We start from the raw sequence: 25,600 nt of genomic DNA, 5'->3' as shown, positions 1-25,600 counted from the left end.
CCGATCCTGCTGTCTTCACGCGTAGAAAAATACTCACGTTGGCTGCCGGTGTTTCGGCGGTCTTCACCTTCGATCCGGCCTTTGCCGTATCGGCGCCGTCGACGGAAACAGGAGGCAAGAACATGCTGACCCGAGCCATTCCTTCCAGCAACGAGCCGTTACCCATGGTCGGGTTGGGCACCTATCGCGGCTTTGATGTCGCGCCTTCCGACGCGGCCTACAAGCAACTGGCCGCCGTGCTCATCGCGTTGTTCGAGAAGGGCGGCACGGTGATCGACAGCTCACCGATGTACGGTCGCGCCGAGCAGACGACCGGTGAATTGCTGTCGATCCATCGGCCTCGTTCGCCTGCGTTTCTGGCCACCAAGGTCTGGACCCGTGGCCGCGAAGAAGGCATCGCGCAAATGGAACAGTCCTTCAAGCTATTACAGACCGACCGTATCGATCTGATGCAGATTCACAACCTGCTGGACTGGAAAACCCACCTGCCCACCCTGCGCGAATGGAAGGCAGAAGGGCGCATCCGCTACATCGGCATCACCCATTACACAGCGTCGGCGTACGACGAAGTGGAGGCCGTGTTGAAAGCCGAGCCGCTGGACTTTTTGCAGATCAACTATGCCCTGGACGATCGTGGTGTCGAGAAGCGAATCCTGCCGCTGTGTCGCGAACGTGGCGTGGCAGTGATTTGCAATCGGCCTTTCGGCGGCGGTGGCTTGCTCGCTCGATTGAAAGGCAAACCGCTGCCGGGATGGGCCGCGCAAGTGGGGGTCAATAGCTGGGCACAACTGGCGCTCAAATTCCTGCTGGCTCATTCGGCGGTGACGTGTGTCATCCCCGGCACCAGCAACCCGCGCTACATGGCGGAAAACGCCGGTGCGGGTTTCGGCCCGATGCTGACGGATGCGCAGCGCCAACAGTTGATGGTTTTGGTGGGGTAGGCTCGTTGGCGTGATGGCGGTGCGACTGCGCCCTTCATGTGGGCGCGGGCTTGTGTGGCGAGGGGGCTTGCCCCCGTTCGGCTGCGTAGCAGTCGTAAAACCATTGCATCCGGTGTACCTGATACACCGCGATTGCAGGTTTTGGGGCCGCTTCGCGAGCCAACGGGGGCAAGCCCCCTCGCCACACAAGCCCGCTCCCACAGGTTCTGCGCTTAACCGACTGACATTCCTGCGGTCGGCAATGCATTAGCAGTCTCCAGCGGAATCTCCAGGGTGAAAACCGCGCCATGACCTGGTCCATCGCTATGGACACGCAGGTGCCCGTTCATCTCTACCGCCGCGAGCGCGCAACTGTGCAGGCCAAAGCCGTGGCCTTCCTTGCGCGTGGTGAAACCGTGATTGAAGATACGGGCGATGTTCTCGGCAGCGATCCCTTCGCCCTGATCCTCCACGCTGAGGCGCAGCGTTGTGTTATCGATAATCTTGATGCCCAGCGTCATGTGGCGCTGATGGTCGCTGACCTTGGACATCGCATATTTGGCATTGCTGATCAGGTTGATCAGGATCAACAGCAGCCGGTGTTTGTCGCCGATGATCGTTGGCGTGTCCTGATAGTTCTTGGTGACGACGACATGGTGCCGGCTCAACGCGCCGGAATTCATGCGCAACGCATCCTCGAACAGATCGACAACGTTCAACGGCTCGACCAGCCTGGCCGCGCCGGCATACGCCTGTTGAGTGGAAACGATGTCCTTGATGTGATCGATGCTTTTAGTGAGTTGTGACAGTTCGTCAACGATGCTCGATTGTTCGGTCGCAATGGAGTCGACCAGTTGATTGAGGTAACCGCGAAGCAGTTTGCCTTTGTCGTCGAAGGTCATGAACTGCCCCAGGTCTTCGGCATGCTCGTTCATCATGTTTACCGCTTTGCCCAAGCCAAGGGTTTTGCTCATCGCCAATTTGCGGGTGATCAAATCTGCCGAGACGTTAACGCTGTTCAGTACGTTCCCAACGTTGTGCAACACATTGGTTGCGATTTCCGCCATGCCGGCCATTCGCGCGGCATCGACCAGTTCGCGCTCGGCCTCGATCAACTCGCGGGTGCGTTCCTCGACGCGTTGCTCCAGTCGCTCGTTTGCCGTTTGCAACTCATTGTTCATCTTGTTGATCAGGGCATAACTGCGAATCAGGCGGCCGGCCAGATACAACAACAGCAGCGCCATGATGCCGGCGCATACTCCCAGGTAAAGGTGATATTGGCGGTCTGTCGCGCCTGTGCGCCGTTGTTTCTCGTTCAATAGTTCGGTGATGCTGTCCAACTGCCGTCCGACCGGAATCACACTGATGCGATCAAGCAGATCATTGACGATGGGCTGTTCTCGAACAATGGCATTCACCGCGTCTACAAAAGCAGTGAAAGGCGGGCGCTGTTCGGGCGGCAGTTGATTGATGTATTCATCCAGATACTTCAGATGTCCGGAGATTTCCTCAGCCCTTTCGCTGGAGACATAGAGGGCGTATTCAAGGGTGTCCAACGTAACATCGAACACCACTGAGAGTACCGCAGCACCCACCGACGGGCGTGTGTTGCTGGAATCCTCCAGTAACACACGAATATTATCTTCCAGCTCAGGCAGGGCCTCGAATGATATTCGCAAGGCCGTGTTGTGCTGTTTGAATTGCTCAACCAGTCGGGTTTTGTTTTCTACCGCATCCAGATAACCCTGGCGTCGGGTTTGCCAAAGTGTCGAGAGGGGGCCGGTCGTATTGAGGTTGTCGAGCTGCGCCCATCGCTGTTCTGCTTCAGCGGGCGCTCCCAGAAACAAATTGTCGGTCAGGCCGATTTTTGCTCGCAGAATCTTCACGTTCCAATTGGCATCGAACTGCTTGAGTTGGCGAACGAAATCGCGCGACTCGAAGTAGGTCGATGTGTCGTAGGAAAATGATTTGATCAGCAAAAATATCAGTACGCTGAAAAGGGTTAGCGCAATGGCGCCCAGGGCAGTCCATTTGTAATGATTGGAAAGCTTCATTGCGGCATTCCTCCCTGGGCGATCCTGAGCGGGAGGTTTTGCCAACGGTTAATGATTTCCATTTTTGCGCTCCCTGCAAAATGGCGATAATCACCACATTATTTGTAAGCCTAGCGTTGTTGGCGAACAGCGTCGGAAAAACATTGAACGGCGATCAGTGGTCTTACGGTCGCGGTAATGCCGGGGCAGGCTTGAGCGGCAGCAGAGGCGGGAATTCCTCGGGTGTGAGCGTTTCTTTTTCCAGCAACAGGCGGGCGCCCTCATCCAGGTCGGCCCGGCGACTCTGCAGCAATGCCTTGGCCCGTTGGTAGGCTTCATCGAGCAGGGCGCGAATACCCAGGTCGATTTCCCGGGCGGTTTGTTCCGAATAGTCTTTCTCGCCCAGTGTGGTCATGCGATCCCCCAGGTACGTTGCGTTTTGCCGCTCCAGCACCGATTGTCCTAGTTCGGCGCTCATGCCGAACCGGGTAATCAGTTGTCGGGCAATATCGGTCGCGCGGCCCAGATCATCGGCGGCCCCGGTGGAGATCTGGCCATAGACAAGGTCTTCGGCGGCGCGCCCGGCCATCAGCACGACAATCCGGTCCTTGAGCGTCTGGCAACTGATCAGGAAGTGATCCTCGGTCGGTCGTTGCAGGGTATAGCCGAGCGAGCCGATGGCGCGGGGCACGATCGACACTTTATGCACCGGATCCATCGCCGGCAGCGTGCTGGCGGCCAGGGCATGCCCCATTTCGTGATAGGCCACCACCCGGCGCTCCTCGGGATCGAGCAGGCTGCTCTTGCGTTCGAGCCCCGCGATGAGGCGTTCTACCGCCGCGGTGAAATCGTTCAGGCTGACCGCCTCGGCGCCGCGTCGGGTGGCGACAATGGCCGCTTCGTTAACCAGGTTGGCCAGGTCGGCGCCGGTGAAGCCAGTGGTGATCTCGGCAATACGCGCACCATCGAGCCCTGGCTCCACGGTGATTTTCTGCAGATGAACCTTGAGGATCGCCTCCCGCCCTTTGCGATCGGGGCGGTCGATCAGAATCTGCCGGTCGAAGCGGCCGGCCCGCAACAACGCCGGGTCGAGGACCTCCGGTCGGTTGGTCGCGGCCAGCAACACGACGCCCTCCCGGGGATCGAAGCCATCCAGCTCGGCCAGTAACTGGTTAAGGGTCTGTTCTTTTTCGTCATTGCCGCCCAGCGTACCGACGCCGCGCATCTTGCCCAGTGCGTCCAGTTCATCGATGAAAATGATGCAGGGCGCCGCCTGTCGTGCCTGCTCGAACAGGTCGCGCACCCGGGCCGCACCGACCCCGACGAACATCTCGACGAACTCGGAGCCGGAGATCGAGAAAAACGGCACACCGGCTTCACCGGCGATGGCTTTGGCCACCAGGGTTTTGCCGGTGCCAGGCGGGCCGACCAGCAAGGTGCCCTTGGGAATGTGTGCGCCCAAGCGTGCGTATCGTTCCTTGTCCTTGAGGAACGAAACGATTTCCACCAGCTCGGCCTTGGCTTCGTCGATGCCTGCGACATCGGCGAAGGTCACTCCGGTATCGCGTTCGACAAACACCTTGGCCCGGGACTTGCCGACATTCATTAGCCCGCCAAGACCTTGTTTGTCCGCCATCCCGCGAAACAGGAAATTCCAGAACACCATGATCAGAATAAACGGCAACAACCAGCCCAACAGGCTGTTCATAAAGGTGTTTTCGGTGGTTCCGGTAAAACCGACACCCGATTGAGAGAGTTCGGTCGCCAGCGCCGGATCGACCCGCACCGTGGAGAACCGCTCGCGCCCGTCGATGGGCTCTTGCAACTTGCCGCTGATCTGGTCCTTGTCGACCCGCAAATCACTGACTTTTTGCTCGTTCAACAATTGCAGGAATTGGCTGTAGGGGAGGGGCTGCACGGCCTGGCGCTCGCCAACGAATATCTGCATGAGGCTCAGCACGATAAAAGCGATCGCGAAGTAGGACAGGTTCCACTGTTCGTTCTTTTTCATGGCCTTGGCTCAGCGTGGGAACGCAGGGTCGTTCATACCGCGCCGCCGCCAAGTTGCCGGTCAGTTAAGGAACGAAACCTGTGGGAGCGGGCTTGCTCGCGAAAGCGGTGTGTCATTCAACATTGATGTTGGCTGACCCGGCGCCTTCGCGAGCAAGCCCGCTCCCACTCGGACTAACTGACAGGCATTAACCGCGCCCGCCCGGTTATTTTTTAGACCACGGCAAAAAAGCCCCGTGCCGGCTTCCCGACAAGGGGCTTTTTTGCGCGAAGTGTCTCGACGATTCAGCTTGATTTGATCTGCACCTTTTTGTCCGCGTTCATGGCTTCGGGCTTCTTCGGCAGCGAAATACTCAGCACGCCTTTGCTGAAATTGGCTTCGATCTTGTCGGCATCGACGCCTTTGGGCAGGCTGAACGCCCGCTGGAAGGAGCCATAGTGACGCTCTGACAAGTGATAGCCCTTTCTTTTTTCTTCCTTGTCCTCTTTCTTTTCACCCTTGATGATCAGATTGCCGTTGGACAATTTGATGTCGATATTTTCCTGATCCATGCCTGGCAATTCAGCGGTGATTTCGAAGCTTTCCTCCTTCTCGGTAATGTCCACCGCAGGCAGGCTGCGACCGATAAATTCCCGACTCCAGAACGGTTCGACATCAAACAGACCACGCCGGAAAGGCGTCAGCCCCGAGCCACGATTGAAGTCTTCGAACAGGTGATCGACCTGCTGGCGCAGTTTTTCCAGAGGACGCCAAGGGTCTGTCGCCATCGGTTGCTGATCGGTTTTTTCGTCGTCGGTGTGTACCGGCATTTTTTTCTCGACATTGGCCATTTTTCGTTCCTCCTATCGAGTACTGCGGTGGGCCGGGAACAGCTTGGAGGCCGGTCCATCACGACAGATTCAGGCCTTACCTTAAAAGGTTAGTATTCCTGCGGCCCTGAGGCCGACCAACAGTCGGTTTTTGATTGCAAGCCGTCTATTTCGAGAACTTGCGCGCACCGACCACGCAAAGGATCACTGCAACAGTCACACCCAACATGCCAAGACTGACTTGCTCATGCAGCAATGTGGCCGCCAGCGCCAAGCCAAAAAACGGCTGTAGCAACTGAAGCTGACCGACGGCGGCAATCCCGCCTTGGGCCAGCCCGCGGTACCAGAATACGAAGCCGAGAAACATGCTGAACAGCGAGACATAAGCCAGGCTGAACCATGCGGTCGGCGTTATTCCCGAGAGCGAAGGTGGGGCCAGAAACCAGGTCAGCGGAATCATGACGGGCAACGACAGCACCAAGGCCCAGGAAATCACCTGCCAGCCGCCGAGTGTTCTTGAAAGCTTCGCGCCTTCCGCATAGCCCAGCCCGCAGGCGAGGATGGCCAGCAACATCAGGATGTCCCCCGCAGGAGAGGCGGTCAGGCCTTGGGAGACGGCAAACCCCACCACCAGCAGGCTTCCCAGCACCGAGAAAAACCAGAAAACCGGCCGGGGACGCTCGCCACCGCGCCAGACGCCGAAGGCTGCCGTGGCGAGTGGCAACAGGCCAACGAAGACAATGGAATGCGCAGACGTCACATATTGCAGCGCCAGCGCAGTCAGCAGCGGAAACCCCAATACAACGCCCAGCGCCACGATTGCCAGGGAGAGAAGCTGACTCTTGGCCGGCCGTTTTTCGTTGAAAAGCAGCAACATGCACAGCGCCAAAATGGCAGCGATGCTGGCCCGGGCAACCGTCAAAAAGACCGGGTCAAATTCCAGAACGGCCACCCGTGTCGCGGGCAGCGAGCCGCTGAAGATGAGCACGCCAATGAACCCGTTGAGCCATCCGCTCGCGGTTTTTTCCGAGGTGTGCTGTTGCAGGTTCGATGTGCGTTCCATTGAGGACTCCCTTTATGCCGGTTGCATGGGAGGCATCGTATGGACGAAACTCAATACAATCAAAATATTGTCATGGATACACTTGCGCATGCCTCGTTCACGCTACAAATCACTGGTGGATGAATTTGCGGCGGACATCCGCTCAGGGCGACTGTTGCCGGGCACGCGCCTACCGACCCACCGCCAGTTGGCGGCAACGGAAGGCCTGGCATTGGTGACGGCCTCTCGGGTCTATGCGGAGCTGGAAGCCATGGGGCTGGTCAGCGGAGAGATGGGGCGGGGGACTTTCGTCAGGGAAACATCGTGGTCGCCCGGCCAGAACATCGACCAGCATAGCGTTGCCGCTGGCATGACGGACCTGAACTTCAACTATCCAGCGCTTCCCGGGCAGACAGAAATGTTGCGAAATGCCCTGCGCCAACTCGCATCGGCCGGCGATCTGGAATCGCTGCTGCGCTACCAGCCACACGCGGGGCGCCCGCATGAACGCGCCTCTGTGGCGCGCCATCTGCGCGTCCGCGGCCTGACGGTTGAGGCGGAGCAGGTGCTGATCGTCACCGGTGCCCAGCAGGGGCTGGCCGTGACGATGATGGCGCTGTTGCAACCCGGTGACGTGATTGCAGCGGACGCGTTGACCTATTCAGGATTCAAGGCTCTGGCCGATTCACTGCACCTGGAAATCGTGCCCATTCCGGTGCTCGATCACGGCCCGGATCTGGAAGCACTGGAAAGCCTGTGCCGGCATAGACGCGTGCGGGCCGTGTACACGATGCCGACCCTGCACAATCCACTGGGGTGGGTGATGAGTGCCGATCAACGCGAGTGCCTGGTGACGATTGCGCGCCAGCACGGGCTATTAATCATCGAGGACGCCGCTTACGCCTTCCTGGCGGAAAATCCCCCCGCACCGCTGGCGGTACTCGCCCCCGAGAGGACGATTTACGTGTCAGGCCTCTCCAAGAGTGTGGCCACTGGATTGCGTGTCGGCTTCGTCGTCGCCCCCCTTCAACACGTGCCCGCGCTGGAGCGCACGATCAAAGCGACCACCTGGAATACCCCGGGCGTGATGACGGCAATCGCCACTGCATGGCTCGACGACGGCACCGTCATGCAACTGGAAGCTGAAAAGCGCCAGGACGCGCAAGCGAGGCAAGTCGTGGCCGGCGAAGTACTGGCGGGGCTGCGCTGCATTCGCCATCCATCGTCGTATTTCCTGTGGCTGCCATTGTCGGAAGACGCAAGGGCCGATCAGATCGCCATGGCGTTGATGCGCGAAAATGTGTCGGTTTCAACCGCTGAACCGTTTGCCACCTCGGCCAACGTCCCGCACGCGTTTCGCCTGGCGCTGGGCTCTGTGGAGATGGGCGCACTGCGCGAGGCGCTGGAAAAAGTGAAGTGGATGATTGGGGCTTATTCGTAGCCAGCCCAACAGCGAATTCTTAAGTTGTAATGTAGAGCTCTCGTATGAAAAAAAACCAGGGAAGTCCTCAGTGCTGAAGACTTTCCGACGGCCAGTAAAGAGCCTTATTCCGACACCTAGCGCATGACAATCTCACTGAATTTGACGGTAAGCGCCTCATCATTCCCATCCCGAAACACCAACTTGATCGCAGGCGTTTTGCTCAGCTTGCTGTTGCTCTGCTGGAAGATCAGCGTAACGCGTGTCGGTACATTGCGAATCAGCGGGAAGCGTAGCCAGGCGTTGTCCTCGACCTGGCCTACCCGGATCGACTCGAACTTGAGTGGGCCGCCGGACTCGTCGAATAGCCGGGTGCCGTCGTCGAAGCGAAAGCTGCGATCTATATTCAGATTGGTCAGTTCAAAAGTGCAGGTGGGCAATCGGCCGATATTTTCGCAGCCCTCCAATTCGATGCGAACGTTATCCAGCACTTCCATGCGCTTGCCGAGCAGGTTGTTGCCTTCGTTTTCGACGATCTTGGCTTGCAGTTTGGCGAATTCGAAAGAGGGCTTGGCATATTCGGTGCCCAGGATGAAGAAACCAAAAGACAAACCGGCAACCATGAAGAACTGCAATGCGCCGCGGAGCATCGGTGTGAAGTTACGAATCTGCCAGCCGATTGAAACGGCTCCCAGAAACAGAAAGGTACTCACCAGCAACACCACGTTTTTCCAGCTGATGAAGCTGAAGCCGAACACGCTGGGGTCCGGCACCGCATAAGTGATTAACGCCCACATGGCGCCCAGCACGATACTGAGCCCTGCCATGCCACGAGTGATCAACGAGGTGAGTTTCTGAGTGCGGGTAAGCGGTATTGCTGAATCTTGCGGGGATATCACAGTGCTGAGTCCTTGTTCCGTAGCCGATCGTCCATCCTTGAAGGCGACTGTCAGGCTGTAGCAATAGAAAACCTTGAGACATCAAGGTCAGGGCCTGATTGTGGCGGGGTGCCATTATCCAGTAATGGCGCGGCGGGTAAAGGCGCGCGGTACGGCTGCGCTGGAATAACCAACGATTATTTGCTTAAGTCCAGCTATCGCAGCCACACGGCTGCGGTACTTCAATTCTTGAAGGGCGCTTCAACCGGAGAATCCCATGCCCCCTCGATTCCCGCGTTTCGCCGCATTGCTCGCCATCCTCCTGGTCGGCACCTTGCCCTGCGCCCACGCCGTCGAATACACCCAGGTCAACACCACCGCCAGCAAGATCTCTTTCACCTATAACCAGTTCGGCTCCAGGGCGTATGGCACCTTCGGCAAGTTCGACGCCACGCTCGATTTCGATACGCAAAACCCCGAAGCGGCCCATGCCAAGTTGACCATCGACCTCGCCAGCATCGACGCCGGGGCCAGCGACGCCAACAGCGAGCTGCAAAAGCCTGCCTGGTTCAACACGGCGGATTATCCGGTGGCGACCTTTGAATCGACCGGGGTGGAAGCACTGGGCGACCACCGCTACTTGATCACCGGCAACCTCACGCTCAGGGGCATGACGCGCGAGTTGCAGGTGAAAGTGCTGCTGAAGCCGGAGAAGGCCATCGGGATCTTCGATGGCGACATCGTTGTGAAACGCAGGGACTTCAACATCGGGGAAGGGGAGTGGGCCGACAAGGTTGTGTCCAACGACATCAGCATCCGCTTTCGCATCGTCGCGCCCGAGCAGTGATTTTCCTGTAAGGGGCTCGATCTGTGACAATAGCGGGGCTGATGCTCAGTAAGCCTTAACCCGGAGTCAGAAACGCAATGCCCCAGCTCACCCACTTTGCCACTCCGTGCCCGGAGCCCATCAACAGCCAGATCCTGCAGATGGTTGTCGACAACCTGACCGACATCAGCATGGTGGGCATCGCGCAGAGCAACCCGTTGTACAACGTCTATCAATACACGGTGGGCTATGAGGTTCATCTCTACCTCGAAGCGCTCGGCGGCGCCAAAGGCATTGCTGTCGAACTGATCGTTGCAACGGACGATGAAGACCCCGAGACAGTCATCGGCTTTCTGCTGTACCTGCCGGTCAAGGACGATCCCGAAGCGTGCGGCGTGGCGTATATGGCAGTGCAGGCCAGCCATCGGCGGCGAGGCATCGCCCGGGCGATGCTGCAAGACATGCTCGGCCGCTACCCGCATGCCGAGTTGACCTGCACCGTCGCCAAGGTGCCCTGGTTCGAATCGATGGGCTTCCAGGTGCTGGGCGTGCGCGGCACTCAGGTGCTGATGAACACCCGTGATCACGGCACCGAAGGCTTGATGGGCTTACTGGATGTCACATCAATCTACAGTTCTTTGGAGGTGCGGCAGATACATACGTATCTGCTGCAGAAACACGGCAAGCGGGCGATGATCGATGCAGAGAAGCAGCGTGACCGGCATCTCGACCAGATGACGCGCAACGCCAAGGCGTTTGTGCTGGATCGTTTGAGCAAAGACGCCGGGCGCGGGCCTCGTCCCGACTAGACTGTTGAGTCCTTTCGGGCGCGCAGGCTGGCCGAGGCGTGATATTCTGTCGCATTAACTTGGTTTGACTTTATTCGGTTCGTACGTCCACAGACGTCCGACAGAATCAATGTCGCTCAAGTAACTGAGCCAATAATGATAAAAAGTCAGTGCACGAGGGACATATAACTGAGGTCGATGGAGACACGTCGGCCTTGTGTGCCCACCTTCAAATCCTTGTAAGTGTAGGAACCCACGGCACGCTGCCTGCGTACCCGTACTCTTGGGTTGCTCATGTTGAGGATTGGGGGCGGATGGCGTTTATCATAGGTGCTACAGATGTTTAAGAAACTGAACACGGCCCTGCTGGGGCTGGCTTTGTCGATGGGGATCACGTCCGTTCACGCGGAAGAGGCAAAGAAAGTCGATGTGCTGCTCATTGGCGGCGGCATCATGAGTGCAACGCTGGGTGTCTGGCTTAATGAGCTGGAACCCGGTCTGTCGATGGAAATGGTCGAGCGCCTCGACGGCGTCGCCCAGGAAAGCTCCAACGGCTGGAACAACGCCGGTACCGGTCACTCCGCCCTGGCCGAGTTGAACTACACCCCGGAAGACGACAAGGGCAACGTCCAGATCGCGAAAGCCGTTGAAATCAACGAAGCCTTCCAGATCTCCCGTCAGTTCTGGGCCTGGCAAGTTCAGCAAGGCGTGCTGAAGAACCCGCGTTCGTTCATCAACTCCACTCCGCACATGAGCTTTGTGTGGGGCGATGACAACATCAAGTTCCTGAAGAAGCGCTACGAAGCCCTGCAAGCGAGCCCGCTGTTCGCCGGCATGCAGTACTCCGAAGACCCGGCTGTCATCAAGAAGTGGGTACCGCTGATGATGGAAGGGCGTGACCCGAACCAGAAAGTCGCGGCCACCTGGAGCCCGCTCGGCACCGACATGAACTTCGGCGAGATCACCCGCCAGTTCGTCGCGCACCTGCAAACCACGCCGAAGTTCGACTTGAAACTGTCTAGCGAAGTGCAAGACATCACCAAGAACGAAGACGGCAGCTGGCGCGTCAGCTACAAAAACCTGAAAGACGGCACCAAAACCGAAACCGACGCCAAGTTTGTCTTCATCGGCGCGGGCGGCGGTGCACTGCACCTGCTGCAGAAGTCCGGCATTCCTGAAGCCAAGGAATACGCAGGCTTCCCGGTTGGCGGCTCGTTCCTCGTGACCGAAAACCCGACCATCGCCGAGCAACACCTGGCCAAGGCCTACGGCAAAGCCTCCGTTGGCGCACCGCCAATGTCGGTTCCGCACCTGGACACCCGTGTTCTGGACGGCAAGCGCGTCATCCTGTTTGGCCCATTCGCGACCTTCAGCACCAAGTTCCTGAAAGAAGGTTCGTACCTGGACCTGCTGACCACCACGACCACGCACAACGTGTGGCCAATGACCAAGGTCGGCATCAAGGAATACCCGCTGGTCGAGTACCTTGCAGGCCAACTGATGCTGTCTGACGAAGACCGCCTCAACGCCCTGAAAGAATACTTCCCGAACGCCAAAGCCGAAGACTGGCGCCTGTGGCAAGCCGGCCAACGCGTGCAAATCATCAAGCGTGATGAAGCTGCCGGTGGCGTGCTGAAGTTGGGCACCGAAATCGTTGCTTCCGCAGACGGCACCATTGCTGGTCTGCTGGGCGCATCGCCGGGCGCATCGACTGCCGCACCGATCATGCTGACCGTGCTGCAGAAAGTGTTCAAGGACAAGGTTGCAACCCCTGCCTGGCAGGAAAAGCTGCGTCAGATCGTGCCGAGCTATGGCACTCAGCTGAACAGCAACCCTGCGAAAGTGGCTGAAGAGTGGGCTTATACCTCCAAGGTGTTGGAGCTGACTCCGCCGCCGGCGATTGGTCAGGTGGTGGCTCCGGCTGCTGCTCCGGCTGCTCCGGCCAAGGCACCGAAGGCTAATGCTGCGACGGATATGGCTTTGTAAGTAGAAGCGTAATCGGAAAGCCCACTGGATCGGTGACGGTCAGTGGGCTTTTTTGTGTCTGGAATTCAATCTTGCGAATTACGAAATGCTAAGGCTGACGAGCTTTTTGTGGCGAGGGGGCTTGCCCCCGTTGGGCTGCGAAGCAGCCCCAGCGCGTGATCGGCCGTAGCGCTCTCAGCCTTAGGGGCAGGTTGCCAGAGGCCAACCGACGCGCGCTGCCCGGAGGAGGCTGGCCTTAACAACCAAGCGGTGAAATGGGGCAATAACGAAGATGTAGACCCGGCCTAGACGGTTGTGGCACTGGACCACGGTTGAAAAAACGAGTTGGCGACTGCCTTCTGGCTCTGCCTCTCCAGAACATAGGATCGATATCCGGAAGTCGAGGTGCTTGTCGTCCTCTCCCAACACGATTTCAGTCTGGTTCGTGCTGTAGATCTTGAAGATTTCAAGCCGATTAGCAAGTGTTGCCAAGTGTTTGGCTGTCTTGAGACCGAAACAGGCAACAATAGTGTCTCGGGCTTTCGTGAGCCATCCGATCCAGGATGGCTGGTGGGAAAAGATGAATCGAGCTAGCAAATCTGGATTGCTGGATGTGCCCGCAGGGAGCCGAATCGCAAAAGCGTCCGCCAGGTTCATCGACTTGTAAAAGTGGGAAATGCCGGACCTCGAGGGGACTGGCACGGACATAATGAGCTCAAATTCTCGGGGCATCGGGGATCTCTCCTGAGTTCTAACTACCAATTAGACGACATGCCATGTCGCGTTTCTTGTTGCGATGGTTTGTCGTACAACGCTCCTTGTCGCCCTGTGGCGCCAACTTCTCCTTGTCGGATACTGAGCCCGATCAAGGCATCATAGAGCTCTTGCTGCCCAGCTGGCAAAACAGGGAGCAACGTCGCACGGCGCTTGTCGACATCGAACCAGGATTCAACCAACCATCCCACCAGATAGAGCGCCGAAAGGCATCCGCCAGCGGTTGCAACGTTCCCTTGGCATACAAGAGGCTGGTCCATGGGCTCAAGTCCCAGAGCTTGCAAGCTCGATCGTGCATCCGGGTGTGTAGTTGCCTGGCCGCTGAGCAGCCCAAGCCGTTCGAGAATGAAAGCTCCGGCGCATAGGGAGCCGATTCGCTGGCGTCTGGAGTCAAGTTCAAACGACGGCAGGAAATCTGGGTTGGCAAGTGCAGCGGGTATCCCTTCCTTGCCGCTGACGAACAATACCGCGTCGGCACTATTGGCCTCGGAAAGCGGACCGTGCACCGAAACAGGCAGGCCGTGCGCCGATCGCACGATAGAGCTAGAACCCAGTATTCGGACGTGCCAGTCCTCAGTGTTGCGGCCTAGAATGTCCCACATCAGGAACAGGTCGATATCAGTGAATTGGTCGAAAGCAACCAGAACGATTTTCTTCAAGGCGAGCTCCATGAAAAGTGCTGGCGTGCAAAACGCAACGGCCATCTTTGCTGGTGTTCGCAGCGTATCAATCGGTTGCGCACCATACACAGTCTGTATGGCGCTAAATATGGAGCGAAATAACGGGTGAGAAAACTAACTCGTAACCATTGGATCGCGGCTGGTTTTGAGGCCCTCGACCACATAGGGCATATTGGCGTTTCGGCCGAGAGTCTATCGCGCCGATTGAATGTGACCCGCGGATCGTTCTATCACCATTTCCGCAATCGCGAAGACTTTGTCCGCACCTTGCTGGCCGCTTGGGAAGAAGACTACACGGAGCGCATGCTCGCTTATGCGGCGCAGGGGCGTAGCGCGGGCGAAACCTTGAAACGCTACTTGAGTATTGCCGCTGAGAAACAACCTGGGCGGGAAGTTTCCATCCGAGCCTGGTCGCTGCACGATCCGTTGGTAGGCGAGTTTCAGCAGCGTGTTGACACAAGACGACTGGACTTCGCGATACGGACGTGCCGCCGCTTGGTCCATATGCCAGGCCAAGCAGAAGTGATTGGTCAGGTGGCCCATCTGTGCCTGATTGGTGGTCAACAGGCAGGGCTGCGGCGTGATGCCGCTCGCTTCAACAGTTTCCTGCATCGAGCCTTTTCACTTTTCGAAGGGGCTCTTCCACCGTGGCGGGCCTAAGTCATGGGAAAGCAGCTGTCCGCAACCGACCGCTTCCGACCCAGAGCGCTCATCCCTGGCCAACCGATCTGACAGATTGCGCGGGCGCTGAAACTGCTCCAGCGGGGTTTTGTTGAGCTGCGGCAGTTCTCGTACCACGAGTTTACAAACTGTCTTCTTTGTAGATGGATGACTGAAGAAACTCTGCTATCAGCGATGTAATCTGCTGTTGAATCACCCCACGCGGGCGAGCGCTGTCGCCATCACGGCAAATAATGCCATCGCCTGGTACGTCTTCTTCAAGCATTACCTGCGCGCCAGGTTTGCACACCGACAAGAAGCTGAAATGGCTTGCGTCGCTGATTTCGACGTAACGGCTTGACGCCGCAGGCAGGCGTTTGGCCAGGTTGGCAGACTCCAACTCAGCGGGAAGCTCGCGCGACGGTACGCCGGCAGCGATCACCAGCGCTGGTACCGGCAGCGCGGCCAGGCTTTCATCGGTCAGGCCCCGTGAAAGGCCCAAGTCCAATGTAACCACAGCAGTGACGCGTTTATCGCGCAAATCGGCGGCCAACGCGGCCTTTGATTCTGAGGTGCTTGCGGGGTTTATCGTTCCATAGACGGTGCAACTTGTTAACTGCGGGTGGGCTTTACAGTCATGGGCGAAGCGGTCTGGATCGAAACGAGCACCGGCGATCTCCAGGGCGGTCCAGCCACCGAGTGAATGGCCCACTACTGCAATTCGATCATTGGCGACGAAGCCGAATTTTTCAGGTTGAGTCGTGACCCTATCAATGGCTCGGCGCACATCAACGGGTCGCTGCCATAACTGCGCCGCTGCTTGAGGGCTACGGTCATGAGTGGTGGTGCCAGGGTGATTGATTGCGGCGACGATGTAACCCCTATGAGCCAGAGCACTGGCAAGCCAGATCTGGTTGCTCCAGTTACCTCTGTACCCGTGGGAGAGCACCAACAATGGATGCTTGCCAGCAGCGGGCGGCGCATCACGAACGGCAGAAGCCCCGACGAACACCGCATCATCGCCAATCATTTGCGTGGCGTCGGTAGTTGCACTGGGGTACCAGACGACCATCTCCAGTGAGCGGTCGTTGTGCGAGTCCGGCAGTGTGGAAGACTGGAATCCGACAGGGTTATCGTCAGCGAGTGCGAGAGTCGTCAGCCAAGTCAATAACAGGGCGCCGAAAGCTATTTTCAATGTCGTTTCTTCCTTGAATGGACAAGTGCATGGCAACCTGAGTCGAAGTTAATGCGGCTGCATATAAGTACGGACATTAAAGACCACATTCGAGCCGCCGCGCATAACTTTCATCGTTAACTCTGTTCGCGGTCTTTAGTGAGGAGGCTGAACGTCCTTTGGGCCGAATCGAGGCAGTCGCGACAGGCAAAAACTGGCCCGAAATGGATAGTCCCTCTCACTTTTCGAGACTCTCGGTACAGCTGACAGCTGCCTGCCGCCCGCGCTCGAGGTCGACGCCAGCCAGGATCAGCAGGCCGACAACGAAATAGCTGCCGGTGATCAGCATCGCCAGGCGGTGATCGCCGCCGGATAGCCAACTGGTCAGGCCGTAAGTCATGGGGCCGAGGATTGCCGACAGTTTGACTGCCAGCCCCCAGAGGCCGAAGAACTCCGCCAGGCGCGTCGGCGGTGCTAGCAGACCGACTATCGCGCGGCCGGCCGATTGACTGGCGCCCATGCACAGACCGGCGAGGTTGGCCGCCAGCCAGAATAGCTCAGGGCCACGTGCGACCCAGACCATGCCGACCATGCCGAGCCATCCCAACAGGGTCAGCGCCAGCGTGGCGCGATGGCCGAGGCGATCCTGCAACCAACCGAACAGCACGGCGCCGATGGAGGCCGTGATATTCACCACGAAGATCAGCAGCAGCGTGTCCTGGGTATTGAAGCCCATGACCTGATTGGCATAGATGGCCGCCAGGGCGATCACCGCCGAGATGCCGGCCTGGTAGCAGACGGTGCAGGCAAGGAAGCGCAGCAGGTCGCGATAGCGGTCGGCTTCGCGCAGCGTCTGCGCGAAGCGCGCCAACGCCGCTTGCGCGATAGGCGTGCCGCCGCGTCCTGGCTGCGGCTGGCTGCGTTCGCGCAGGAACAGGAAAGTCGGCACGCTGGCTAGGGCGAACAAGGCCGCGGTGATCAGCATGCACACCGGCACGAACTGCGTCGCAGTCTGGCCCTGCGCCTGGGCCCAGCTGACGAAGGCCAGGCAGGCGCCCAGGCTGAGCAGGCCGCCGATATAGCCGAACCCCCAGCCCCAACCGGACACTTTGCCCAAGGCATCTGCACGGGCGAGTTGGGGCAGGAAGGCGGCGATCAGGTTCTCGCCGCTGCCGAAGCAGAAGTTGGATAGCACGATGAAAAGGATCGCGATACCGAGCTCCCCCGGTCCGGCCAGCGCGAGTCCAGAGGTAAAGGCGACGCAACCGACCGTGCTGAACAACAACAGGCGCTTCTTGCAGGCGAAGGCGTCGGCATAGGCGCCGATCAGCGGCGCGGTCAGGATGATCAGGACATAGGAGAGTGCGGTGGCGCTGGTCCAGGCCAGCGTACCCCAGGCTTCGCCCTTGGCGACCACCGCGACGAAGTAGGCGTTGAACACGGCGGTGATCACCACCGTTGTATAGCCGGAGTTGGCGAAATCGAACATTGCCCAAGCCCAGATTTCTCGGCGCGTCACTCCGGGGGCAAGGCTGGCTGACATGGCGATCTCTCTGTCTGGAGCGGCATCCTTAAGAGCCTAGCCCCAAACCGTAGCAGCTGCCGAACGCAGCCTCGCGTGTCGGCGTGCCGCTGCTGCCGGTCGCAATCCGCGGCACGCGCAGGGTGTTGCGCGACGGTCAGTGGTTCCCGCGCCACGGTGCAATCCACGTCAGCGTCTGCCCCCCGCTGTTGGCGCAGGGGCCGGGCTGGATGGAGGCAATCAAGCTGCGGGATGCAACATAGCGGTGCTGCTGGAGCACCTGGATGAATCTGAACGAGCCCAGCGCGCAAGTTAGGCGACTGATTGATCCCGTGGCGTCGCACTAGCGACGATAGTAGCGGTGATCGTCGTCGTAGCGGTACCGCATGGCCCGATCTTGGCGGCGTTCCCAATCACGATGGCGTTCTGCTTCTCGGCGGGCTTGCTCTCTACGCCAGTTATCTCTACGCCAGTCATCTCGGCGCCAATGGTCTCTACGATCATGCCGACGGTGTTCATGCCAGTATCGGTCATCATGGGCAAGCAACGGCCCTGGCTGCTTGTCGGCCATACTGGCCAAGGTCGGCCAAGGGTTGCCGACAGCCTGGACCGGAACCTGAACTACTGCGACGTCAGTTGCGATAATAGGGGTTGAGGTCTTCATCTGAGTTGCTGATGCCGAGCCCACTGCCGCGAATGCGAACAGGCCGAAGAGCACCATCCGTGGGTCATGGAATTTCATGAGCGAAGGCAACCTCTGATTGATAACTGGGCGTGTGGCCATCTGACTGCGGGAGCCTGCGGGTTCGCGCTTACCGAGCGGATGAGCCTATCCAAATAGACCGATAAATAAGGAAAAGTTCTAGGTGGCCGTTGCTTAAATAGCCAACGGTGTCAGTGCAGGAACTTCAGGGTATTGGCCAGGTCAATAGCGGCCCTATATCGGAAATGCCGAGCAGCGCTGGTTGCCTGTTTTACGACAGAACCGTCCAAGATCAGCCGAGTCCGCCCCCTGATGCCAACCAAGAATTTTCTGCCCGGCCTCATCCTGGTGTTCTGCGCCGGCGCGTCGCTTTGTTCTGTCGCTGCCGAGCGAAGAGCGCCCGCGCAAAGCAACAGCGCATCAACCACCCTGATCGAAACAGCCTCGCGGCAGTATGAAAATGGCCAACTGGACCAGGCCGCCGCCACGCTGGAGCGTGCCCTGCATATCCAGCCGAACAATCCCGCGACTCTGCATTACCTCGGTGTGTTGCGTCTTCAGCAGGGGCAGTACCAGCAGGCTGAAACCTTGGCGGTGCGCTCGAACATGCGGGTTGGTCGCAACGTCGAGTTGCGCAACCGCAACTTCCAATTGATCCAGGCGGCGCAGCAGGCCCAGTCTTCGGGGACCCCACCCAATGCCAAAGAGGACCTGGTCGCAGTACAGAAGGGGCTGGAAGAGGAGACCCAAAGGCGCCGCGAAGTGGAAATGGCGGCTGTTGAGCAATCCATTCCGGACACTGGGCGCGACGCTGGCAACTTCGCTAGCGCAGAGACAGATCGGGTTTCGGATGCACCGACGGCTGGCAGAGCCGGGCCCGAAGGAAAGTTGCAAATGGCTAATGTCGAGCCAGAGCGGGCGTACGCTGAGGTTGAGATTCCCCGCGGCCATATGCCGCCTCCGGGCAAATGCCGAATCTGGTTTCCTGATCGTCCGCCGGGGCATCAGCCTGCACCCGGCAAATGCAAGAAGCTGCGAGATCGAGTTCCCTCAGGAGCCTACCTGGTGCGCGGTTTCTGAATGTCCAAATCTGGCCGATAGCAGTCGTTCACACGTCTTTTCTTTCAGCCCGAGGCAGGTGTAACGAACGGCGAGATTAATCACAGGTAGATAGCTTACGCAGCTAGTCCCAGTCCATTTTGATATTTTCTTGTTTTCGGAACTCGTCCAGCACGCTCTGATAATGTGACCTTTCAAAGGTCAGACAGGGTATCGCGTCGTACCAGTCAACAGATGGAAGTTCCAGCGTAATCAAATCCTTTAGCAAGCCAAATCGGCTCCACTGGACTTGATGCTCATCAGCGCACTGCTCAGCGACAATAACGGTGCAGGTCAGGTCTAGGTCATCAGAGCAGACAAGCAAGGGAACCAGGGTCTTCCATCCCGGTGCAGTGGAATAGATCCGATCCCATATCAACCAAGTATCTTCATCGCTGTACAAGCCTGAATGGGCCGCTACGAGATGAAGCTCAGCATCCGGGTTATGCCTAGGCAGCCAAACCTCCAGAGGTACTCCGTCAACGGCAAAAGTCGGATAGAAGCCGATGCTGTACTTCGATTTATGGCTTGCGATTGAAATCAGGTTGCTCATTACACCCCTCGATTCCCCAGAAATCCTTAGAGCCTACTTAAGGGGACGGCTTTATTTTCTGATATTAAATCCGCCCACCTTTCTCGCTCAGCCGGCAGCCAACCTACTCAAACCGCCGCCGCCTCATGAACAACCCCATCCCAATCGCCACGGCAAAAGCCGACAGCAACCCTAGATCAAACCCCAACAAGCGGGTCTGACCGGCAACAACGCAGCCAACCGCACCCGCCACCACCAACACCACTCCTAGCCACTTGCGCAGCAGATACGGTTTGAGGAATTGATCGAACAGAAAGGACACCACCAAGGCAATGACCAATTGAGTAATGTCGGACATGTACGTCTCCAGTCAGGTCTTGATGATTAATGTCGAGAGGGTGCGTTGCGGGCCGATACCGCCATTGACCTGTGCCTCGATGCTGACCAGTACGTCGCCAGCATGGTAGGTGGGTAGGATTTCATTGACATACCTGCGTACACCGGCCCCTACAGGTATCGCCACGTAAGAAGGGGCCACAGCCTTGGCGGTGGCGGCGAAGGCAGTGGTGGCAAGGTTGGCGATCGTGGTGCGTTGGGCGTTGAGGGCATCGCCCTGTTGCCGGGTCAACGGCTTGGAGATGCCGATCATCATCACGCACGGCAGGTTTTTGGCCAGCATCTTGTCGTACACCTCGACGACCTTGCTGTTGACCTCATAGTGGGCGTTTTTTGCCTCGCCAAAATGCAGCTCGCGCAGGCGCCCACGTTCGCTGTCGGTGAGGGTGATCTGTGAGATGTTGAAGACGATCCCGTGATTGCCCATGTATTGGAAAGTCCCTTCGAACTTCATCGCTCGTTTCCTTTTGAGGTACGGGTGGCGATTCTCTACAACGAGCGTATTGGATTCAAATCATTTCATCTGGCTGGAGCGGGGAGCGGTGAATGCCGGTCCGTTAAGCAGGCACCCTTGGCGAGCATTTTTTCCAGGGAGTCGAGCATAGCGGCGTCCTTATCAGTTTTGGCAGTGATTGACCGGTTGGGAGTTGGACCGCTATCGCGAGCAAGCCCCAGCTCCAGAGCAGAACAAGCCGCCCGCATCACCAAAAAACCTCCCTCCTACAGCTTCCACCTTTGAGATCGGCGCAATGTGTAGCGAGGATCATAAAGGCTGCTTTTGGCCGATTTCTGCCTGTCATGAAGGGCAGAGATCGACCCGAAGCAGCCGTTGAAATCTATTTGTTATCGCTTTATGTTGGTCGTTTTCATGGAGGATTCTGACTGATGGCACGCGTGGGCTTGATACTGACACCCGGTTTTGCGGACTGGGAATACGCTTTCATTGCAGGAACTGCATCCCCGTTTTACGGGATCGACGTCAGGTTTTTCGCCTCTGTTACGGGGCAGTTCCGCTCACAGGGTGGATTGGCTGTAACTGTGGATAGCAGCTTGCAACAATGCCTGGACTGGAAGCCGGACGTTGTCGTCGTCATCGGTGGAATGATCTGGGAGCATGCAGATGCACCGGACATTCGGGACTTTCTTCATGCTAGTCGTTCAAGTGGAGCGACAATTGCCGGTATCTGTGGGGGAACGCTGGCACTTGCGAGAGCCGGGCTTCTCGACTCGGTTTCTCATACCTCGAACAGCGCTGACTTCTTACAACAGAATGCCGTAGGTTATGAAGGCGCCGCCCTTTATCGAAGCAGCCAAGTAGCTGTGGTTGCCGACCGCATCATAACTGCTCCAGGCCCTGCACCCGTTAGCTTCACCTGCGCAGTGTTCGAAGCTGCCGGGCTATCTTCAGAGATCGTTTCGCAGTTCAGGTCAATGTTGGCAGCGGAACACGGGTAACCGCTTCGCCCTACAAAAATAGCCGATCAGGTGATGTGTTCGAGTGTCCGCTTTGGCGCGCGCGGATCTGGTGAGCCGTTTGAAATCTGCAGGCGTCGGGCATACGAGTAGTCTTCATCGTGGCTGCGTTGTGTGAAGTCGGGACTCTCTCGGTCACAATTGGCTATCAGAATTGCAAGCTCCTAAAAGAAGGCTCGTACCTGGACCTGCTGACCACCACGACCACACACACACACAACGTGTGGCCAATGACCAAGGTCGGCATCAAGGAATACCCGCTGGTCGAGTACCTTGCAGGCCAACTGATGCTGTCTGACGAAGACCGCCTCAACGCCCTGAAAGAATACGTGCCGAGCTATGGCGCTCAGCTGAACAGCAACCCTGCGAAGGTTGCGGAAGAGTGGGCTTATACCTCTAAGATGCTGGAGCTGACTCCGCCGCCGGTGATTGGTCAGGTGGCGGCTCCGGCTGCTGCTCCGGCCGCTCCGGCCGCTCCGGCCAAGGCGCCGAAGGCTAATGCTACGACTGATATGGCTTTGTAAGTAGAGACCTTGTCAAAAGCCCACTGAACCGGTGACGGTCAGTGGGCTTTTTTGTGCTTGGAATTCGATCTTGCAGATAACGAAATGCTAAGGCCGGCGAGTTTTTTGTGGCGAGGGGGCTTGCCCCGTTGGGCTGCGAAGCAGCCCCAGAAAGGTGAACGATCACTCAACGTCGTACATCAATTCCAAGCTTTTTATCCATTCATCTGTAGCCTTGAATCTTGCGTAGTAAATTTCCCTTTCTGCTCCGCTTAGATTAGTAAAAAACGGGGTGAAGTAGTTCTCGTTGTAGTAGCCCTGAGCGCCTTGCATATCGCCTGACCACCACGAAGGGTTGTATCCCTCGAAAACAATCCATGGAGGGGGCACGGAGAATTTCTCGCGAGCAATAATGGCCAAGAAATCAACGCTATTGGTGACCAGTCGTACAGTTGCAGAATTGAATTCTCTGGTAGATGTGAAAAATACCAAGTGCTCATTTTTCTGAGTGTTTACATACTGCTTTACGGGTAGTTCGTTGAACGATTTTTCAATCACGTATTTGAAGTTGGATTCCACGAGCGTCAAGAATTCACGAACGTCTTCGTGGTCGATTAAAAGTGAAGAGTAATAGGCTGGAATGCCTATGTTCTCCAAAGATGTGGTTTGCGGATGATCGAGCAGGGGGTGATCAATATTTGATAAAGGTTTAGTAAAAATCGAATTTAGTTCTGGTATGGAGTACCCGACGATTTGTTCTTTCGGTTCCTGTTTTATGAAGGCTTTGATACGACTAAAAATGCTCATGATCTACCTCAGTCCTGTAGGTATTCGGTGAGCCAACTGGCCCCTAAATAACCAGCGGTGCCGAAGATAATCCCTCCGACAGCGCCACTAACGATTGCTCCAGGACCCGTTTCAATGCCAACTGCTGCTCCCGCGACGAAACCAATCCTTGCCCCAGCAATAGCAGCGCCCCAACCACCAGCCTGCTTGACCACCTCAATAGAAATAGGTTTGATGCTCTTTTGCTTGATTGACTCGTCTGCAGCCAATTTTAAATCATAGGCGGTGAAGCCAATGGCAAATACTCTGACCACTCTCGCACCTTTGATGAATACGTTTGTGGCTTTGTATGAGCCAGGTGTAAAAATTGCTTTAGGAGGTATTTTGTCCGCTTGAACCAATACCTCTTTATCGATGTTTTTTACCCATTCCGCAATTTGGTCGATCTTGGCCACGTTTTTAGGCGCGACTTTTTTATATTCTTCCAAAGACTTTAAGATTTCTTCGGTGCTAACCAGTTTTGCTCCTGCGGCCTTGGCTTTCGCAACATCGATGTAAACGGCCTTTCCTTCAAAACGTGGCGAGCCATCAGGGAAGATAGAACTGGTTGATACGTAGCTGGATGGATATTTCCTGCTGCTAAAAACATGTTCGGCTACGGTGGCGTTTGATTTCGGGTCAACAGGGATCATGCCGAATTTTTCTGGCCAGATTTCATGCTTGATTTGAAAGTCCGGGAGATTCTTTGCAATCAGATGAGGGTTGTCCGGAGATGCATAAATTTTTCTGACCAGAAAACCATCTTTACCAATTTCCTCGACCACAACAAACATATGGATGTTGGCAGGCATTGGATAGCCAGACACATTGCTTACCGAGCCGGCTTGCTGATTCGTCGGAACCTTACAAGAGAACTCGGTCATGCCTCACTCCACTTTTCAAGTGCGGCAACGCCTGTTGTGATTTCCAGTGATTCCTGTTTTTTGGTAGTGATTCGTGGCGTGTGCCCTGACTCGTCAGAAAACCCGGTGTAAACCTGACCGGCTTCATCTTTGATGTGATAGGGGACATGGGCGAGTGGTTGGCCGTCGCTTCCGAGAATACGGAACTGCTCATTGAATGGCTGCAGCCATAGCGGCATTGGTGAAGGCGGGGTGAATTCTGCAGGGGTGTGGGTGTTGCCGATGATCACCGTTCCAGATCCACTCACCACGTTATTGCCATGAGCTCCAATGCTGCCCACCGTTGCGGCGGGTTTGCCGTTGATAAGAACGGTAGAGGCGACCTCTCCGACAATGGGACTGCCACACGCACTTTTGTCGTCTTGGCGAGCGGCGGCCAAGCCGTCGAAGAAAACATCGGGGGAACCAGCAGCGATGGGATTAACGCCATGGCCAGGAAGAGGACAGGCAGTCGGGTCTGTGACACGGGCAGCAGGTTTACCAGCCATTTTGAACATCCTTGTAAACGAGTAGCCGACGATTGTTGCACAAAGAATCTGCTGACAGCCATGGCGAGTAACCGCTCTTGCTCTAGAACCCGGTGTACTAGGCGGCAAGCGCGTCATCCTGTTTGGCCCATTCGCGACCTTCAGCACAAAGTGACTGACACGACCCCTTCGCGTTGCAACGATCAAAGCCCTTTACCGAGGGGCAAACCTCTCGGTAAAGGGCTGAGTGATTACTTAGGTGGAACGAAGTTATCCAGCATTCGATTCACCGCCAGTTCCCCCAGCATGATGACCTGCTGAAGCGCCAGCAGGGTACTGCGATGGGGGCCATCCACCAATGCAGCAATGTCGCTGGCCATGACACTGGCCGAGGCCAGGTTCTCACACGTTTGAACCAGCAAGGTTTCATGGTCGACATCCGGCGCAACCATATAAATGGTGCTGGGTTTGCGTGGGGTGTTGTTCATGATCGCTGCCGGGTTGAGGTAGAAATTGAGGGCGCGCTCGGCGGCTTCGTGGAATTTTTTCGAGCCGAGGGATTCGTACGGGGATGCCGGATCGGTGTCTGGCGGATTGGGTGTTACCTTGAACATAATTTGGGTCCTCAAAGTGAGAGCTACCACCTCTTCTCTACTAATAAGGAGAGGTGGCAGCTGTGCGCAGGTTAGTAGACCGGGGACCCAAGGAGCCGGCGCGCCCGAGGGCGCCCTACGCACAGCCACCATAAAGTGCAGGGATGGGATCCCTGACTATCTGATGCGCTATGCGCCTTGAGTAAACCACGGGCTACTAAACCCGATCACTGATTTGCAGTGACGGGGATTAAGTTACTGACGAGACCCAAGACGCACAAGCCGGCGGATTCTGTCTTAACGGTAGGTAACGGCGCAAGGTCTTGTAGCCTTCGGGACGTAACACCGAGTGTCTTTAAACACGCATCGCTAAACGCGTGAGCGTTTTAAAAAAAAACGAGGAAGCGTCTGACATTTTTTAGGGTTGTGTTGCGCCGCGGCCGCACTTGTCGCCCGCTTAAAGTCATGCAGGCCGCGCACGGCGAGGTGGTTTTTTGAATCGAGGATTTGGCAGGAGAATGCCGGATCAGTCACCGGCGGATGGATATGACGCTGAACGAAAAGGAACGAAAAAGGACTGATTTA

At 57.1% G+C, this 25,600-nt stretch carries 25 protein-coding genes and 1 pseudogene; 9 read left to right on the top strand and 17 right to left on the bottom strand.

Annotation, left to right across the window (positions count from 1 at the left end; all coding sequences use genetic code 11):
- Positions 1-122 precede the first annotated feature (122 nt).
- Positions 123-941 carry an aldo/keto reductase gene (locus TU81_RS25425; protein ID WP_048397174.1) on the top strand — a complete coding sequence of 273 codons (819 nt, stop codon included), beginning with the start codon at positions 123-125 and terminating at the stop codon, positions 939-941.
- 212 nt (positions 942-1,153) lie between these two features.
- Here TU81_RS25425 and TU81_RS25420 read toward each other — a convergent pair whose 3' ends face one another.
- The 4 genes from TU81_RS25420 to TU81_RS25405 all read right to left on the bottom strand — a co-directional run bounded on the left by TU81_RS25420 (position 1,154) and on the right by TU81_RS25405 (position 6,836).
- Entirely contained in the window at positions 1,154-2,974 is a 1,821-nt protein-coding gene (locus TU81_RS25420; protein WP_048397172.1) for a DAHL domain-containing protein, read from the bottom strand.
- 163 nt (positions 2,975-3,137) lie between these two features.
- Entirely contained in the window at positions 3,138-4,964 is a 1,827-nt protein-coding gene (gene ftsH, locus TU81_RS25415) for an ATP-dependent zinc metalloprotease FtsH (protein WP_048397169.1), read from the bottom strand.
- 284 nt (positions 4,965-5,248) lie between these two features.
- Positions 5,249-5,794, bottom strand: coding sequence for an Hsp20/alpha crystallin family protein (locus TU81_RS25410; RefSeq protein ID WP_048397167.1), 546 nt, complete (start codon positions 5,792-5,794; stop codon positions 5,249-5,251).
- Positions 5,795-5,939: 145 nt separating this feature from the next.
- The gene (locus TU81_RS25405) at positions 5,940-6,836 is read right to left on the bottom strand and encodes a DMT family transporter (RefSeq protein ID WP_038982685.1); all 897 of its coding nucleotides are present in this window, start codon (positions 6,834-6,836) and stop codon (positions 5,940-5,942) included.
- A gap of 88 nt (positions 6,837-6,924) precedes the next feature.
- Here TU81_RS25405 and TU81_RS25400 point away from each other — a divergent pair, with 88 nt between their 5' ends.
- On the top strand, positions 6,925-8,256 hold the full coding sequence (locus TU81_RS25400) for an aminotransferase-like domain-containing protein (protein WP_048397165.1): 1,332 nt from the start codon (positions 6,925-6,927) through the stop codon (positions 8,254-8,256).
- A gap of 116 nt (positions 8,257-8,372) precedes the next feature.
- On the opposite strand, the gene TU81_RS25395 is transcribed toward TU81_RS25400, so the two are convergent.
- Positions 8,373-9,062: a hypothetical protein gene (locus TU81_RS25395; protein WP_048397163.1), complete on the bottom strand. Its 690-nt coding sequence runs from the start codon at positions 9,060-9,062 to the stop codon at positions 8,373-8,375.
- A gap of 328 nt (positions 9,063-9,390) precedes the next feature.
- Between TU81_RS25395 and TU81_RS25390 the strand changes: the two genes are divergently transcribed.
- The 3 genes from TU81_RS25390 to mqo all read left to right on the top strand — a co-directional run bounded on the left by TU81_RS25390 (position 9,391) and on the right by mqo (position 12,713).
- Entirely contained in the window at positions 9,391-9,960 is a 570-nt protein-coding gene (locus TU81_RS25390) for a YceI family protein (RefSeq protein WP_048397160.1), read from the top strand.
- Positions 9,961-10,037: 77 nt separating this feature from the next.
- A complete protein-coding gene (locus tag TU81_RS25385) occupies positions 10,038-10,748 on the top strand; it encodes a GNAT family N-acetyltransferase (RefSeq protein WP_048397158.1) in 711 nt (236 codons plus the stop codon).
- Positions 10,749-11,066: 318 nt separating this feature from the next.
- Positions 11,067-12,713: a malate dehydrogenase (quinone) gene (gene mqo / locus TU81_RS25380; RefSeq protein WP_038982680.1), complete on the top strand. Its 1,647-nt coding sequence runs from the start codon at positions 11,067-11,069 to the stop codon at positions 12,711-12,713.
- A gap of 180 nt (positions 12,714-12,893) precedes the next feature.
- On the opposite strand, the gene TU81_RS25375 is transcribed toward mqo, so the two are convergent.
- Together TU81_RS25375 and TU81_RS25370 are read right to left on the bottom strand one after the other, a co-directional pair.
- Positions 12,894-13,424: a DUF2867 domain-containing protein gene (locus tag TU81_RS25375; protein ID WP_048397156.1), complete on the bottom strand. Its 531-nt coding sequence runs from the start codon at positions 13,422-13,424 to the stop codon at positions 12,894-12,896.
- Positions 13,425-13,447: 23 nt separating this feature from the next.
- Positions 13,448-14,125 carry a DJ-1/PfpI family protein gene (locus TU81_RS25370; protein WP_048397282.1) on the bottom strand — a complete coding sequence of 226 codons (678 nt, stop codon included), beginning with the start codon at positions 14,123-14,125 and terminating at the stop codon, positions 13,448-13,450.
- 126 nt (positions 14,126-14,251) lie between these two features.
- Here TU81_RS25370 and TU81_RS29885 point away from each other — a divergent pair, with 126 nt between their 5' ends.
- Entirely contained in the window at positions 14,252-14,806 is a 555-nt protein-coding gene (locus tag TU81_RS29885) for a TetR/AcrR family transcriptional regulator (protein ID WP_080772114.1), read from the top strand.
- A 142-nt stretch (positions 14,807-14,948) separates the two neighbouring features.
- Here TU81_RS29885 and TU81_RS25360 read toward each other — a convergent pair whose 3' ends face one another.
- The 3 genes from TU81_RS25360 to TU81_RS31235 form a co-directional block, all read right to left on the bottom strand.
- Positions 14,949-16,001: an alpha/beta hydrolase family protein gene (locus tag TU81_RS25360; RefSeq protein ID WP_048397152.1), complete on the bottom strand. Its 1,053-nt coding sequence runs from the start codon at positions 15,999-16,001 to the stop codon at positions 14,949-14,951.
- Positions 16,002-16,218: 217 nt separating this feature from the next.
- Positions 16,219-17,523, bottom strand: a complete 1,305-nt coding sequence (locus TU81_RS25355; RefSeq protein WP_048397150.1) for an MFS transporter — start codon at positions 17,521-17,523, stop codon at positions 16,219-16,221.
- A gap of 291 nt (positions 17,524-17,814) precedes the next feature.
- Positions 17,815-18,021 (bottom strand): hypothetical protein, encoded by a 207-nt coding sequence (locus TU81_RS31235; RefSeq protein WP_048397148.1) that lies wholly within the window; start codon positions 18,019-18,021, stop codon positions 17,815-17,817.
- 496 nt (positions 18,022-18,517) lie between these two features.
- On the opposite strand from TU81_RS31235, the gene TU81_RS25345 reads away from it, so the two are divergent.
- Entirely contained in the window at positions 18,518-19,285 is a 768-nt protein-coding gene (locus tag TU81_RS25345) for a tetratricopeptide repeat protein (RefSeq protein ID WP_038982675.1), read from the top strand.
- Between the two features lie 103 nt (positions 19,286-19,388).
- Here the strand turns inward: TU81_RS25345 and TU81_RS30865 are convergent, their stop codons facing one another.
- From TU81_RS30865 to TU81_RS25330, 3 genes are all read right to left on the bottom strand, one after another.
- Positions 19,389-19,856: a hypothetical protein gene (locus tag TU81_RS30865; RefSeq protein WP_231669735.1), complete on the bottom strand. Its 468-nt coding sequence runs from the start codon at positions 19,854-19,856 to the stop codon at positions 19,389-19,391.
- A 103-nt stretch (positions 19,857-19,959) separates the two neighbouring features.
- The gene (locus TU81_RS25335; protein ID WP_048397146.1) at positions 19,960-20,193 is read right to left on the bottom strand and encodes a hypothetical protein; all 234 of its coding nucleotides are present in this window, start codon (positions 20,191-20,193) and stop codon (positions 19,960-19,962) included.
- A gap of 12 nt (positions 20,194-20,205) precedes the next feature.
- Positions 20,206-20,685: a hypothetical protein gene (locus TU81_RS25330; RefSeq protein ID WP_048397144.1), complete on the bottom strand. Its 480-nt coding sequence runs from the start codon at positions 20,683-20,685 to the stop codon at positions 20,206-20,208.
- Between the two features lie 431 nt (positions 20,686-21,116).
- On the opposite strand from TU81_RS25330, the gene TU81_RS25325 reads away from it, so the two are divergent.
- A complete protein-coding gene (locus tag TU81_RS25325) occupies positions 21,117-21,686 on the top strand; it encodes a DJ-1/PfpI family protein (RefSeq protein WP_048397142.1) in 570 nt (189 codons plus the stop codon).
- A gap of 176 nt (positions 21,687-21,862) precedes the next feature.
- Positions 21,863-22,228 (top strand): annotated as a pseudogene (locus TU81_RS29875) (malate:quinone oxidoreductase); the annotation flags it as partial.
- Positions 22,229-22,390: 162 nt separating this feature from the next.
- Here the strand turns inward: TU81_RS29875 and TU81_RS25315 are convergent.
- The 4 genes from TU81_RS25315 to TU81_RS25300 form a co-directional block, all read right to left on the bottom strand.
- Positions 22,391-23,014, bottom strand: coding sequence for a hypothetical protein (locus TU81_RS25315; RefSeq protein ID WP_048397139.1), 624 nt, complete (start codon positions 23,012-23,014; stop codon positions 22,391-22,393).
- A gap of 8 nt (positions 23,015-23,022) precedes the next feature.
- Entirely contained in the window at positions 23,023-23,916 is an 894-nt protein-coding gene (locus TU81_RS25310; protein WP_048397137.1) for a hypothetical protein, read from the bottom strand.
- Positions 23,913-24,443, bottom strand: coding sequence for a PAAR domain-containing protein (locus TU81_RS25305; RefSeq protein WP_048397135.1), 531 nt, complete (start codon positions 24,441-24,443; stop codon positions 23,913-23,915). The genes TU81_RS25310 and TU81_RS25305 overlap by 4 nt, the downstream gene beginning before the upstream one ends.
- A 230-nt stretch (positions 24,444-24,673) precedes the next feature.
- Entirely contained in the window at positions 24,674-25,036 is a 363-nt protein-coding gene (locus TU81_RS25300) for a DUF6124 family protein (protein WP_048397133.1), read from the bottom strand.
- Positions 25,037-25,600 lie beyond the last annotated feature (564 nt).

Origin of the sequence: Pseudomonas lini, assembly GCF_001042905.1 — a bacterium.
GTDB classification, from domain to species: domain Bacteria; phylum Pseudomonadota; class Gammaproteobacteria; order Pseudomonadales; family Pseudomonadaceae; genus Aquipseudomonas; species Aquipseudomonas lini.
Note: the sequence above shows the minus strand (reverse complement) of the source record. Positions and strands in the feature narration are given on the sequence as shown.